This window comes from Galliscardovia ingluviei (assembly GCF_014635685.1).
GTDB classification, from domain to species: Bacteria; Actinomycetota; Actinomycetes; order Actinomycetales; family Bifidobacteriaceae; genus Galliscardovia; species Galliscardovia ingluviei.
In genome coordinates, this window is the sequence record NZ_BMDH01000002.1 from 197,283 (window position 1) to 211,365 (window position 14,083).

Here is a 14,083-nt window from a genome sequence, read left to right on the forward strand (position 1 = left end):
TAGTAGAGTCGCAGAAAATTCTGCGACTCTACTATTTCTTTCTTCAACTACCCTCTACCAGTTATCATATCAAAGTAATGATTTCGACCCCATTGCGGAACATATGCCCACCCATGTGCCATAGCACCAGTCACTGGATCGAAGTAATACCACGAGCCATCATAGCGTTGCAAACCTTTAACCATGATGCCAGTATATGTATCGTACCTCACCCATTTTGAACCTTTGGTAAGGTATACATCACCGTATTGCATGGCGCCAGTCTGGCTATCGAATAAATACCAGCCAGTATGTTCTTTATCATAGTCAACATACTGTTCGCCGTACATCATCTGCCCGCTATTCCAGTTGTAGTATACCCATTTGCCACCACTTGACTGTACATACTTCATTCCGCGAGCCATGGTTCCGTAATAGGTATCGAAGTAATACCAGTGACCATCAATCTGAGCCTCACCATACGTAATAGCACCAGAACTCGGATTGTAATATACCCTACGCCCATCAGCAAGAGTCTTCCAACCACGCGCCATAGTACCATCTGGGTTAAGGAGATACCACTTCCCACTGTACGGGTCTTGGAACTCTCTGTTACGAAGCATCGTTCCATTCGAGTACCAATACCAATTATTCCCATTCGATACCCAACCGGTACCCTGAGCATTCAATTGATTTGTTCTTATCAACCTGAATTTTTGGTTGTCACCGCCATTTGCTGCCCAAAGATTAATGAGCGTAGTTGGATTTTTATCTCCGTTTGGTATGTCAATCACCTTGTTTTTATTGCCCGCATACGTTGAAGCAATTAGATAGCTGCCATCACTAGTTTTATACAGCATCCATTGCTGGTTACTCCCACCATTACTCGAAAATTGTATTACGGGAGTTCCATTGCGAGAAGAAGGCCCAGCTGCATCCAATACTAATCCTGAATGTACCGCTTTAATTTGATAGTTGCCATTGCCTAGATGCTTGATATGGAATTTTTGATTACTACCATTATTAAACGGATAAATATCTAACCGTGTATTAGCTTCCTTACTCGCGCCATATACATCGAGGTATCGGTTATCATAAACGGAAGCAATATAATAGTCTCCTTCTGGGATACTACTATCTTTTGTACCGAGTGAGTCAAGGCTCTTACCGTCATGATCAGGAACTTGCGATGCTGACAAATTCTTTACACCAAACGCATTCAAATCGACATGCCCATTGATGCCGGCAACATAGCCGGTTGAAGTGTACTGCCAACCGCGTTTATTTGTTGCAGTCTCAAAACCAGCACGAGCACCATAGCTTGCTACCCACCCCACGCGATTACGAATACTTGCACGATTCAAAGAGCTATTAATATAGCTGGTATATGAGTAGACCTGCCCGTCGTAGCCTGCACCACGAACAATATTCATCCATGTGTCAACAATTGACGCATACACATCTGGATTGGTGGGTACGTGATGCCCTTTCCAAGTCCAATTCTCTAAGTCATAGAATACTGGATATCCAAGCGTTCCAGGATATACCCCCGCTTGACGCATCAGATTTACGATATCGTTAGCCTCTGCACGAGCAGTATTCGCATCATAAGAATATGAATACGAGTAAATACCAAATGGAATGCCGAGTCGCTTGCATTCCTGAATATTGCGCAATCCCCACTTATCGTAGCCATTACCCCACCCGTAGCTAATGCGGATAATCGCACCTTCTACGCCGGATGCTTTGGCTCGATTCCAATCGATATATCCTTGATGCTCAGAGACATCAATTACACCCTTCGCATCTTGGATATACGGGTTGCCTTGACGCTCGAAGAACGCGGGGCGTCCTCCATACGATCCCCAGTACGCACCGTACGAATTATTTTGTAAAGCCGCCAAGCGCACATTTCCCTGAGCTTGATGCTCAACTTGCACAGCTGGACGTGCAGATGCAGTCTCATCATAGGTATTCATTGCACTTGCAGCATTAGTGTTATGTCCATCTTGCTGCTCTACAGCCTCACGCACAGTTCCCACATCAACAGGTATAAACTTCTGTCCGTCAGTTTTTGCTAATGGATCCGCAGGCTTATCCTCAGTTCCCACAATTTTCGGGTCAGTAACTTCTTGACCGGTTTCTATATCTTGCACCGTACCATCTTTTGAAACAGTAAGATCCTTTGATATCACTGTTGCATCAGCTGGAATATTGGAACTAACCTCATCCGGTAATCCAACTCGTGGGTTCTCAGGCATTGAATCAGGATCTTCTTGTTCAGCTGCATGGTGTGTGCTTATTGATTGCTGATACGTGCTCTCAGAGTTGACTAAACCATTGATATCATCTGCAATCTTCATAGCTGAAATTGAACTTACAGTCAAAGGAATCGAAATAACCAGCGCAATTAATTTAACCAAAGCCTGCATATCAACCACGTTTCTCAGTAATTTCCCAATCCGATTGAGTCATCTTTGCTAACCACACTTTTAGCATAACCTTTACATAAGGAGTTTATTATACTCTATCTATTTGCTCTTGTATATAAAAAGAGCGATGAAATACATCGCTCAAAATCAAATACACTTAACTTATACTTAAATTTTCTTCTCTAAAATATATCGAGGGCGATCTTTCACTTCTTCATAAATTTTGCCGATATATGTACCAACAACACCTAGGGAAGTCAGCAGCATTCCACCTAAAATCCAAATAGAGCACATGATGGAACCCCATCCAGCAACCGAGTGACCAGAGAACACAGACACTAAAGTGTAAATAAACATGACGATGCCGATAATCACAGATGCCATGCCCATACCAGTTATGATGGATAATGGCTTCTTAGAAAATGATGTGATACCATCTAGCGCGAACGAAATCATCTTCTTCAGCGGATATTTTGACTCACCTGCAGCGCGCGTGCCACGCTTATAAAATACTTTGGCAGTTTTAAATCCGAGTGAAGGGACAATCCCACGCAAGAAAAGGTTTACTTCGCGATATTGCGAGAGTGCATCTAATGCGCATAAACTCATTAAACGAAAATCTGCGTGATCTGGAATGGTCTCTGTACCCATCGCACTCATGAGTTTATAAAAAGCGTGCGCAGTCCCACGCTTGAATGCAGTGTCTGTTTCACGGTTATCGCGCACACCGTACACAATTTGCGCACCCTGTTTGTATTCTTCGAGCATTTTGTCTATTGCATTAGGATCGTCCTGTAAATCAGCATCCATTGATACAGCACAATCAACCTTTGCTTCACGCGCAGTCATCAACCCAGCAAATAACGCATTTTGATGCCCTTTATTATGTGCAAGTTTAACTCCGTGGAAAGTATTCGGCTCTTGCTCATGAAGTTGTTCAATAAGTCTCCATGTATTATCACGCGAGCCATCATCCACGAACAACACGTGACTTTGTTCAGTAATAATACCCTTAGCAATAAGAGCGTTTAGTTTTTCAAGCAATACTCCAGCCGTAATTTCAAGTACCGCTTCTTCGTTATAGCACGGCACTACAATTGCCAACTTTGGTTGAGTTGACGGTTCAGCTGATAACGCGCTCATAGATCTGCTCCTCATTACTTATACCCAACTCTTATTTATACCAGCTTTGTGTGATATTTCTTTATCTACAAGCTGGTTTCACATCAGTTTTTCGCAAATTCAACATGCTCGAGACACAAGTACAGAAGCATGAAATACAGACATCTATCGAGTTGTGAAGTGATTTCTATTAAGTCATACATCTCCTATTACAGACAGCACAAACCAACCCTCATAAAACATTGAAAAATAAAGAAAAACCGCCATATCAATTTCACTTTATTCATAGCCCACCAATATGCTCACGTAAATCACTTCACAACTCAACATAAGCCATCTCCACAGCGCGCCAAAAGCACAATACTGCAGAGCAAAATTATTAAAGTGATAAAACATAAACCACCCATAACCCAAGATAGAGAGAGTGGTTAAAACTAAATAGATGTGCAGACTACGCTTCCCATCGCACTTTCAGCGGTAAATATATCTCTCGAGCAAAATTTGGCAGACCACTCCTCTGCAGTACAGCACATAATTCTTCAGGCTGTTGCGGATACTTCTTATAGCCTAATAATGCTTCGAAACAGATATTTATCACTACGCTCGGCTCTAGATCTAGAGTATCACACAAGAAATTATCAGGAGTTACTACCTCGATATTCAGCTTTTCTGTGCTCTCAAGAGGGAAATCTTTAACATTAAAAGTAACAATGGTGTTAGCAGGTGAATGACTTGCTGCAGCAAGCACATGCTTGTCTTCATCGCTACACTCCATAGTTTCAATTAGATTTTCATAATCAGAAACCAATGAAGCTGGAAAGAATTCACGCATAACATTCACTCGTTTTCTAGCTTTTTCATCGCCAATCTTATCTGATAGCACTCGTTCTAATTCAAGCAACACATCTTCAGACCAGAAAGGTACGAAAATCTTTCGCTCAGCACAACGAAGTAGTATGTCACAAACAACTTCTCCATAGAGAGTGCATGTATCCAAAAACACTGAAAACGCCATACTTAACCCCTGATCAGCGGGTTATCAACTGTATCTAACGGATTCGTATTAGCTGATAAATCAGACATAGCGAGCATAAAATTATTATGTTGCTTCGCGCTATATGTTTCTACATCTTTCAAATACACTCTACGATGCCGACCCACTTTAACAAACGGAATCTCGTTTTCTTCAAGTAACTTTACAAAAGTCGGTCGCGAAATCCCCAGCAAATCCGCAGCTTGTTGTGTAGTTAACTGCGTTTCTGACGACGATAAAAAGACAGCTTTCCCCTGACGAAGCCTCCGTGCAGCTTCTACTAGCAATTCTGCAAGCTCCTTTGGGAGGATAATAGAATCTTTCCCAGGAATATTTATCTCAGCATACGCAGCATCATTCTCAGTAAGCAGATTAACAATATCTTCAAACTGACTTCTATCACTATTATTCGGATAGCGGGTAATAACATCCCTATCTAATACTTGTGTTCCCATCGATTTTACCTCCACACTATTTACTCTATTCGAAATATTCGAAAATTGCAATCCCCTGCATATTTAACTTCGGAATATTACCTACATGAATCGAGTTGTGAAGTGATTTCTATTAAGTCATACATCTCCTATTACAGACGGCACAAACCAACCCTCATAAAACATTGAAAAATAAAGAAAAACCGCCATATCAATTTCACTTTATTCATAGCCCACCAATATGCTCACGTAAATCACTTCACAACTCAACATAAGACCCAGAAAGATATCTTCGCCCTAGGAAATCAACGCAAACGGCTCACAACCGACCTAAGTAAAATGATCCACCACAAAATACAATTACTTCGACCACAACGTCACAATCAATATCAAGCCCACAAAAACCAACTAATTCCAGCAATTTGAACGTTCTATTAACGGATTATCATAAATCCTATTGATGAATTTGCATAAACTCTGGCATATAGACAGAAAAAGCGGTTGCCCTACATACTAGAGCAACCGCATACCATGTCTCACACTAAGGTGAAATTTAAGTATTACAACTTGCCGCCTTCTACCACGATGTCATCTGGATTAGTCTGATCACCGAATACAGGCTTCAATGTTTCGTCATAATCCTTGTGGAAGAAGTTCTCTTCAGCTAGCTTATCAATCTCGGAATTAATGTAGTCGAGCATTTCCTTATTGCCCTTCTGCACAGCAGGAGCAATAGCGCTCGTCTCACCCAAATCCGTAATACCAACAGCGAAGCCCTTGTTGGCCTTAGCCCACGCCAACACCTCAGTATTATCCGTACTGAATGCGTCACCACGACCATCGAGCAAAGCATTATATGCATCAGCATACTGGTCATACTTGAGCAGCTTCACCTCAGGATGCTCTTTCTCAAAGTATGTTTCAGCAGTAGTGCCCTTCGCAATAATCAGCGTCTTACCCTTAAGCTGACTGACATCGGTAATCTCAGCAGATTCAGGAGATACCACACCAAGAGCCACCTTCATATATGGCTTGGCGAAATCAACTTTTTCTTCGCGCTCAGGGGTGACAGTAAAGTTTGCCAAAGTGATATCAACCTTGTTGGAGCTCAGCACATCCACACGAGCTGCAGGATCAACACCCGTGTACTCCACCTTTACGCCCAAATCCTTAGCAAGGCGTTCAGCGAATACCACATCGTATCCCTGATACTTACCATCCTGATCCACGTATCCGAATGGTGCTTTATCAGAAAATACTGCAACTTTAAGCACACCAGACTTTTTAATTTCATCGAGAGTGCGCGCTTTCACTGCAGTTCCTGAAGTAGAAGCACTACTATCTTTGGCATCGCTTGGTAGGCTGGCACTTGGACCGCAAGCTGCCACAGCAACGCTCATCGTCAATGCACCAAGTGCCGCAACAACTGTTCTTACAACTTTTTTCGTAATATTCATAGCTCTCCTCCATACGCTTGCACATACATGCAGGCGTCCCTAGTTACTCGTTACTCTACAAGTATTAGAACAATTAAAAATAAAATGTATATGCTATTGATAATCTGCCATCAATTACAGCATTGCGCTTTTACAACAACTACAACAACACTCGCTCATAGGAACCTCCTGTTCAGCTGTGCCTTTAGGTTACGCTTGGTCATCAAGATTTTGCGCATGATGACCACGTTCAAAAGCAAAAGTGTGTAAGAACTGCCGTGCACGCTCTGTTTGTGGATGGGTAAAGAATGCTTCTGCATCATCAGACTGCTCTACCAACTTGCCGCCATCAAGCAAAACAATCCTGTCTGCTACTGCCCTTGCAAAAGCCATTTCATGGGTGACAATCATCATAGTAAGCCCTTGGTCAGCGAGCTCTACAATCACGTCAAGCACTTCACGCACCATTTCGGGGTCGAGCGCTGCAGTAACTTCGTCAAACAGCATAATACGAGGATGCATAATTAATGCACGGCAAATTGCCACGCGCTGACGCTGACCGCCAGAAAGCTCATGAGGCCAAGCATCTTTACGATCAGCAAGCCCTACGCGCTCAAGCAGGCGCATAGCTTCTGCAGTAGCATCTTCCTTACTGCGCTTATGCACCAACATCGGCGCCATAATAATATTGCCGAGCACGGTTTTATTAGGGAATAGATCATAGCTTTGGAACACCATGCCCACATCATGGCGGTCAAGTGGCTTACCATCCATCAAAATTTGCCCACCTTGCATGGATTCCAAGCCTGCCACAGTGCGCAATAGCGTTGATTTACCAGAACCAGATGGCCCTAAAATAACCATAACCTTACCGGCTGGCACATCCAGAGAAATCCCATTCAATACCGGATGATCACTATGAGGATACTGCTTCACTAAACCCTGTATTTGCAATCCGCCAGCTTGATTGATTCGCGTATCGCTTGCTGCACTATTACTATTATGTGCATCAACATCCACGGGTACTACAGGTACTGCTTCTTGTCGCTGATCAGTCATCGTGATTCCACCTTTGCTCAAGTCGTCGAGCCACAATCGACAGTGGCCAGCACACAATAAAGTACATAAAGAAAATTACTCCATAAATCCACAGTGCGCCATCTGGATATTGGAATCGGTTTGCATCAATAATCTGCTGTCCTACTTTAATTACTTCTACAACACCAAGCAGCACAGCCAACGATGTAGTTTTTACGATACGTGTTGCCAAATTCACGCTTGCAGGCAACATACGGCGCAGCGCTTGCGGCAGAATTACATGAGTAAATGTTTGCCAAGGATTAAGCCCTAGCATTTGCGCCGATTCATACTGTGAGCGAGGAATAGAAGTTAATGCGCCGCGCACCAAATCGCCCAATTCGGCGCCGCCCCACAGCACAAACACGACCACGCATGCTGCAGTAGCGTCTAAATTTAATCCCCAGGCTCGTGAAAAACCATAGAAAGCGATAAACAGCAGTGCCAACTGCGGCATAATGCGAATAAACTCTAAGTACAGCCGCATAATCCAACGCACTACACGCACTCGTGAAGTCATTAGCCAGCCAACAATAAGCCCCACTGGAACCGACAAACCCACGGATACCAGCGCAATCCACGCCGTTACCCACAGACCTTGGAGCAGACGCAACCATACACTTGTCTGCAAAAGCAACTCAGCGCCGTGCATAGTCAAACCTCCGTTCCAAAATCGTGCCAATAATAGAAATTGGGAGCAAAATCACCAGATATGTGATAATGAGCAACGTCAAGGCTTCATACGTGTCGTACGTCATACCCATCAAGTCGCGCGTCACATACATCACATCAGCAAGAGCAATTGCTGAAACTACAGACGACTCTTTCACCAAGAAAATCACATTAGCAACCACGCCAGGGATAGCAGTGGACAGTGCCTGAGGAATTTGCACATGACTCAAGGTTTGTATGCGTGTCAATCCCAACATCTGAGCAGATTCAAGCTGTACTCGCGGTACGGCATCAAAACCGCCACGTAATGCCTCAGCCATATACGAACCGCCCAAGAACGCCAAGCCTACAATGGCACATGCTTGAGCAGAAAGGACGACACCAAGCTTCGGCAAACCAAAATAGATAAAGTACAACTGCACAAGCAGTGGCGTATTTCTACTGAGTTCCACATATACGCGCACAATTTGGCGCAATACTGGCACATGCGCAGATTCAACTGCCGCGCATACCAGACCCACCGCTAAAGCAAGAAGCACTCCGAAAAAAGATATGTAGATTGTCATGAGTGCTGCATTTGCAAAAAACGGCGCGTACTGTGCAATGAAACTCCAGTTCACAGATCGCCCCTTCCAATATCAGCTTCACACATCGTAGCGGAAACCCATGTATGTGTGCACACATTTTTCATATTCACGGCGAAAATTCGCTATATGCATAACTTATGACGCATTATTGAATATGAGTTACATGCGAATCTTGCGCCTGTTGAGTGCCTGCTAAATACCTACCGAGTGTCTATCGAATGCCTACCAAGTGTCTACCGTTAACCACTAGGGACCTTAGAGCGTCCCAAGTACCTATGTGCCATACCAAGTACCTATATGGCATACCAAATACCTATATGGCATACCAAATACCTATATGGCATACCAAATACCTATTGAATACCCAACACAGTAAGCACAATCAACACCATATTAAGCCCAACTACCGCCACAACAATGGCAGCAAATACCAGCGCTGTCCACTTGCCATTAGCCCATTTTCCCATTATTGCAGTATTTCTGGTATAGCGGGCCAGCGGAATAATAGCAAACGGAATACCAATCGAAAGTATTGCCTGTCCCACAACTAAAGCCTGCGTAGGGTCAATACCCACAGCAAGTATCACAAGCGCCGGCACCAAGGTGATAATCCTACACACCCACATCGGCACAGTAATATGACATAGTCCACGCACAATTTCCTGCCCCGCATATGTACCAACCGAAGTACTTGCCAAACTTGAAGCCAGCAAACCAACTGCAAACAAACATGCCACTGCAGGACCAAAAGCATGCAATATTGCCTGATACGCACCCTCAAGCGTATCCGTACCCTGAACACCAAACAGCGTGTGAGCGGCAATAAGCAACAGCAGCAAATTCACACTTCCAGCAATAATCAGTGCCCATAGCACATCAATTTTCGTACCAAAGAGTTCTTTCGCAACTGGAGGGCGCTCAGCATGGTAATGATCATTTACCAATGTGGAATGCAAATAAATTGCGTGCGGCATTACCGTAGCCCCTAGAATGGAGCTTGCTAACAACACCGACTGCGCGTCTGCAAATCGTGGCACTAGCCCAGATAACACACGCTCAGCGGGAGGTGGATCTAAAAATGCACCTGCAACAAAACCAATCGTAATAATAAGCAGCAAACCAATAACGGCCCATTCAAATTGCCGCTGTGTTTTATGCCCTTGCAACATCAATAGTACAGAAGAAACCACACCAATAATAATGCCACCTGCAATAAGTGGAAGACCAAACAGCAATTGCAATGCCACGGCTCCACCAATAACCTCTGCTAAATCGGTAACAATAGCTACTACCTCAGCTTGCGCCACAAATAGCACGCGAGCGCTGAAACTTAAGCGCGACCCGAGCAAATATGGCAGTGAATGCCCGGTAACAATCCCTAGTTTTGCCGACTGATATTGGATAAACACACTCATCGCGTTCGCCAGTACCAACACCCACACCAGCAAATACCCGTACTGCGCACCGGCACTTAGATTTGCGGAGACATTACCAGGATCTACGTATGCTACTGCGGCAACGAATGCCGGTCCAAGTATCGTCGCTAATGTTCGTATGCGCGAGCGAAGTCGTGCCATAGCTATCACCCCAATGCGCCACCTGAGTTGTTTGCTGCAACTGAATTCATACACCGTCTCATTACAGTCACATGCGCAGGCGTATTCACACATTCCTGTGTTCAGTTCACACATTTGAATGTGTTTGACTATCTAGCCGATGTTCTACACCTGTAATATGTCGTATAGATTACGAGTTAGAACACTATATGTTGGGGTAGATATTTTATAGAAAACTACATATAGTGTTTGCAATAGCTTGCATGTACAGCGTGTTGCCCATGCGCCATACTCGGAGATACTGCTAAATCAGTTAATACAAACCTGTCATACAACCAACCTGCTATACAACGAATCTATTATCCAAAAAATACACTGTTACAAAACATTAAAGTTCTACTGCTTGGGCACTTCTTGATTCGGGCAAGTATGCAACACCTGCAACATAGCCGTACGCTCACGAGAAGTTACCGACAACCCGTATTTCGCTTTCACACCAATCTGACGAGCCACGTATGCACAATCAAATTGAGTATTTTCCGGCAACCAATCAGCAGCGTTAGCATCCCCTTTAGCCTCATTAGCAGGACCATCAACTGCCAGCAGATTATAAGGGTCGTTCGCTAGCAAATTTCTTTTATGCGTATCCCATGTATCCGCACCAGAACGCCACGCATCATTAAGAGCTACCACATGGTCAATTTGCACACGAGCACTGGTAGACTGCCCGCGTTTGAACTCTATTGTTTTGCCAGTATATGGGTCATGCAATATACCAGCATTGACTTTACAGTGTTCAGCATTAGCATATTGCACATTCGTTAAATCACGCGCAAGAATATCATTGCGCGCATCGCAACCATTCCCATCAAAGTCATATTCGCGGAAGCCAAACAATGCGCGCTGGTAGCGAGATTGAGGTTTGCGATTGTCCACTACTTGAAGCGTATCTAACGTCTCAGCAGCATCGCCGACTGCGCTATATTCTCCTGCTGCCTGCCCAAGCGTGGTATTGAATTTGGGTAATACAAAAGCCAGCGTGACGCCAATCATTACTGCCAGCACCAGCAATATCAAAAAGCGTTCTATAGGAGTTTTACCAGAAAACCGCCGTACTCTTCGCCTTGCCACCTATACTCCCAACATATTTCAAACTGCTGTATGAGCTTCACCATAGCTAGCGCAGAAAGTCCTTAGCTATAGGAGAAGGTCATGGGATCATGTCCTGCACGAGTTGGTCCATCAAGCGCATCAATAGCAGCAATCTCATCAGCCGTCAACGCAAAATCGAAAATAGAACCGTTTTCAATCTGCCGACTTTGATGCGTTGATTTAGGAATAATAATAATGCCATGCTCAATATGCCAACGCAAAATAACCTGAGCCACACTCACCTGATGAGCCTGAGCAATCTCTTCAAGCAGACCTCCGCCAGCCTGTAAGTCAGCACCGCGAGCCATCGGTGAATATGCTTCAACAGCAATATCATGCGCTCGACAGAACTTAACAACCTCTCGTTGCTGCCAAGTAGGATGCAACTCAATTTGATTAACAGTAGGCCAGCAACCAGTCTCATTATGCAAACGCTCTAAGTGTTCTGGTAAGAAATTACATACACCGAGCGTGCGCACTTTACCCGCATCCCGCAACTGTAAGAAGGCTTTCCATGTCTGAGTGCTGCGCCAGTCAAATGGTGTTGGCCAGTGAATCATGTACATATCCACATAGTCTGTTTGCAAATAGCCCAGCTGCCTATCAAAAGCCCGAAGCGCACTGTCATACCCCTGCTCAGAGTCACGCAATTTTGTGGTAATAAAGACTTCCTTGCGTGCTTGACCATGGGCAAAACCATTACGCACTAACGCATCCCCAACACCTTGCTCATTACCGTAACCAGCAGCAGTGTCAATATGTCGATAACCAACTGCCAGTGCGTCACTAACTACATCAGCAGTGGCATCATTATCGATACGTAAGACGCCAAGACCAAGCTGTGGAATGCGCACCCCATCAGAAAGTTCAATATCTGGAATTGGTCCAAAACTCATTATTACTCCTTGCCACTACCTTCAACATTAAGCGATACCTGACCGGTAAGAGCACCATACATTACGCTGCACCGACCAATCTACAGTCGAGCATTATGCTCTATGACTGCATAGGCACACCATGCTGCGCCACCCAAGCATGCATAGACACCGCTGCAGCAGCACCCGCATTTATCGATCGCACTGAACCATACTGAGAAATATGCACTACATCGTCCGCCATCTCAAGTGCAGCGCTACTTAACCCAGGACCTTCTGCACCAAACAACAACAGACAGTGCTTCGGGAATTGATAGGTTTCCAGAGGAATAGAGCCGGGAACAATGTCCATAGCAATCACTTTGGCATCAGCATACTTCGCATCAAGCGCAGGATTGTGCTCCTGTTTCCATTGCGTAATAAGCGATTCAATCGTTGGCACATGCTCCACATGCTGGTAAAGCTCCGTCATCAGAGAGCCGCGTCGATTCCATTTATGCGGACCCACAATGTATACGCGCCCTGCACCAAAAGCGTTGGCACTTCGTACCATAGACCCTAAATTAAAATCGTGTGTCCAATTTTCTACAGCAACATCAAAACTATGACGCCCACGCTGATCCAAATCTTGCTTAATTGCATCTACGCTCAAATACCGATAGCGGTCGAGCACATTACGCCTATCACCGTGTTCGATAAGCTCAGTATCATAGCGCTCATCAAAATTTGCCGGATCACCACGCCTGTCCGGTCGAGGTCGATGCGGATACACCTCAGCCCACGGACCTAATCCAACTTCACGCCACACCGGTTCATCAGATTCAAGCGCTGCCTGCGTTACCGGATGCATTTGCCGCACAGCAATCTCCAATCAGCTAATCGATTCCCACTTATCATTCTTATCATTGCATACGCTATTCAAGCGTTTACACTTGCCTAATCGCGCAATTGCTGCTCATCAAAAACGCGAATAAATGGCAATACTTGGCTGGAACCATCTACAGGACTAACTACCTCAATATTCGGCTCAGTCATATCCACACCGCCTACAAGAGCGGCAATACCAACAATATGCGCACCCTCATGCTCAATAATGCTTAAATCTAACCCGAGCTCATTACCGTTGCGCAAAGTAACTAACGACGATGTTTGCACATAGGATTTTTCACTTAGCCAAGCGTCGAGCATAAGCACGTGCTTGCCTGCAATACTTGGACCTTTAATAGAGGGGAATACAAAGTCCATCATAAAAGCGTCTAAATCTTCTCCACGCATCGATGCGGCATGTACCATAGCACAAGCCATTGGGAGTGCTGCCGTAGTCAAAGCACCGACAGCATCAAAATCGCCAACACTTAAGCCCTGATCCTCTAATGTATCCAACAGTGCATGCCCAATAAGCCCAGAAGCATGATGATCGAGTGATAACGAAAGTAACTCGCTAAAAGCGCGGTCATGTAGCTCTTCACGCACCATTGGTTCGAGCTGACCACGCGCATCAAAAAATCCTTCAGAAGCGCCGAAATCAATAAACTCACTTGCCGAAGTTGCGCCGTCATCTGTGCCTGATGCAGATGCAGAGACAGCCGCTTGTGCTCCTCGTGCTCCAGTTTTGCGAAATGCTCCAACTGTGGTTGATGTCTCATGTGAACATGCATGAGCATCACCATGGTCGTGATGATCATGATGATGCTCATGTTCATGTGCTGCATGCTCGTTATGCATGCT

At 44.7% G+C, this 14,083-nt stretch carries 13 protein-coding genes; all 13 read right to left on the reverse strand.

Annotation, left to right across the window (positions count from 1 at the left end; all coding sequences use genetic code 11):
- Nucleotides 1-47: 47 nt before the first annotated feature.
- Nucleotides 48-2,342 (reverse strand): RICIN domain-containing protein, encoded by a 2,295-nt coding sequence (locus tag IEU85_RS05000; RefSeq protein WP_188355148.1) that lies wholly within the window; start codon nt 2,340-2,342, stop codon nt 48-50.
- A 237-nt stretch (nt 2,343-2,579) separates the two neighbouring features.
- A complete protein-coding gene (locus tag IEU85_RS05005; RefSeq protein WP_229714766.1) occupies nt 2,580-3,554 on the reverse strand; it encodes a glycosyltransferase family 2 protein in 975 nt (324 codons plus the stop codon).
- Nucleotides 3,555-3,984: 430 nt separating this feature from the next.
- Nucleotides 3,985-4,548, reverse strand: a complete 564-nt coding sequence (locus IEU85_RS05010; RefSeq protein ID WP_188355150.1) for a PIN domain-containing protein — start codon at nt 4,546-4,548, stop codon at nt 3,985-3,987.
- Between the two features lie 2 nt (nt 4,549-4,550).
- The gene (locus IEU85_RS05015) at nt 4,551-5,021 is read right to left on the reverse strand and encodes an excisionase family DNA-binding protein (protein ID WP_188355151.1); all 471 of its coding nucleotides are present in this window, start codon (nt 5,019-5,021) and stop codon (nt 4,551-4,553) included.
- A 539-nt stretch (nt 5,022-5,560) separates the two neighbouring features.
- Complete coding sequence (locus tag IEU85_RS05020) at nt 5,561-6,457, reverse strand: cysteine ABC transporter substrate-binding protein (protein WP_188355152.1); 897 nt, start codon at nt 6,455-6,457, stop codon at nt 5,561-5,563.
- 189 nt (nt 6,458-6,646) lie between these two features.
- Nucleotides 6,647-7,495 (reverse strand): amino acid ABC transporter ATP-binding protein, encoded by an 849-nt coding sequence (locus IEU85_RS05025; RefSeq protein WP_188355153.1) that lies wholly within the window; start codon nt 7,493-7,495, stop codon nt 6,647-6,649.
- Nucleotides 7,488-8,165 carry an amino acid ABC transporter permease gene (locus tag IEU85_RS05030; protein WP_188355154.1) on the reverse strand — a complete coding sequence of 226 codons (678 nt, stop codon included), beginning with the start codon at nt 8,163-8,165 and terminating at the stop codon, nt 7,488-7,490. The genes IEU85_RS05025 and IEU85_RS05030 overlap by 8 nt, the downstream gene beginning before the upstream one ends.
- Complete coding sequence (locus tag IEU85_RS05035) at nt 8,152-8,805, reverse strand: amino acid ABC transporter permease (protein WP_188355155.1); 654 nt, start codon at nt 8,803-8,805, stop codon at nt 8,152-8,154. The genes IEU85_RS05030 and IEU85_RS05035 overlap by 14 nt, the downstream gene beginning before the upstream one ends.
- A gap of 320 nt (nt 8,806-9,125) precedes the next feature.
- Nucleotides 9,126-10,349 (reverse strand): Nramp family divalent metal transporter, encoded by a 1,224-nt coding sequence (locus tag IEU85_RS05040; protein WP_229714768.1) that lies wholly within the window; start codon nt 10,347-10,349, stop codon nt 9,126-9,128.
- 375 nt (nt 10,350-10,724) lie between these two features.
- Nucleotides 10,725-11,459, reverse strand: a complete 735-nt coding sequence (locus IEU85_RS05045; RefSeq protein ID WP_229714769.1) for an HNH endonuclease family protein — start codon at nt 11,457-11,459, stop codon at nt 10,725-10,727.
- Between the two features lie 62 nt (nt 11,460-11,521).
- Nucleotides 11,522-12,376, reverse strand: coding sequence for an aldo/keto reductase (locus tag IEU85_RS05050; RefSeq protein ID WP_188355156.1), 855 nt, complete (start codon nt 12,374-12,376; stop codon nt 11,522-11,524).
- Nucleotides 12,377-12,476: 100 nt separating this feature from the next.
- Entirely contained in the window at nt 12,477-13,214 is a 738-nt protein-coding gene (locus IEU85_RS05055) for a TrmH family RNA methyltransferase (RefSeq protein ID WP_188355157.1), read from the reverse strand.
- A 77-nt stretch (nt 13,215-13,291) separates the two neighbouring features.
- A complete protein-coding gene (locus IEU85_RS05060) occupies nt 13,292-14,080 on the reverse strand; it encodes an orotate phosphoribosyltransferase (RefSeq protein WP_229714770.1) in 789 nt (262 codons plus the stop codon).
- Nucleotides 14,081-14,083 lie beyond the last annotated feature (3 nt).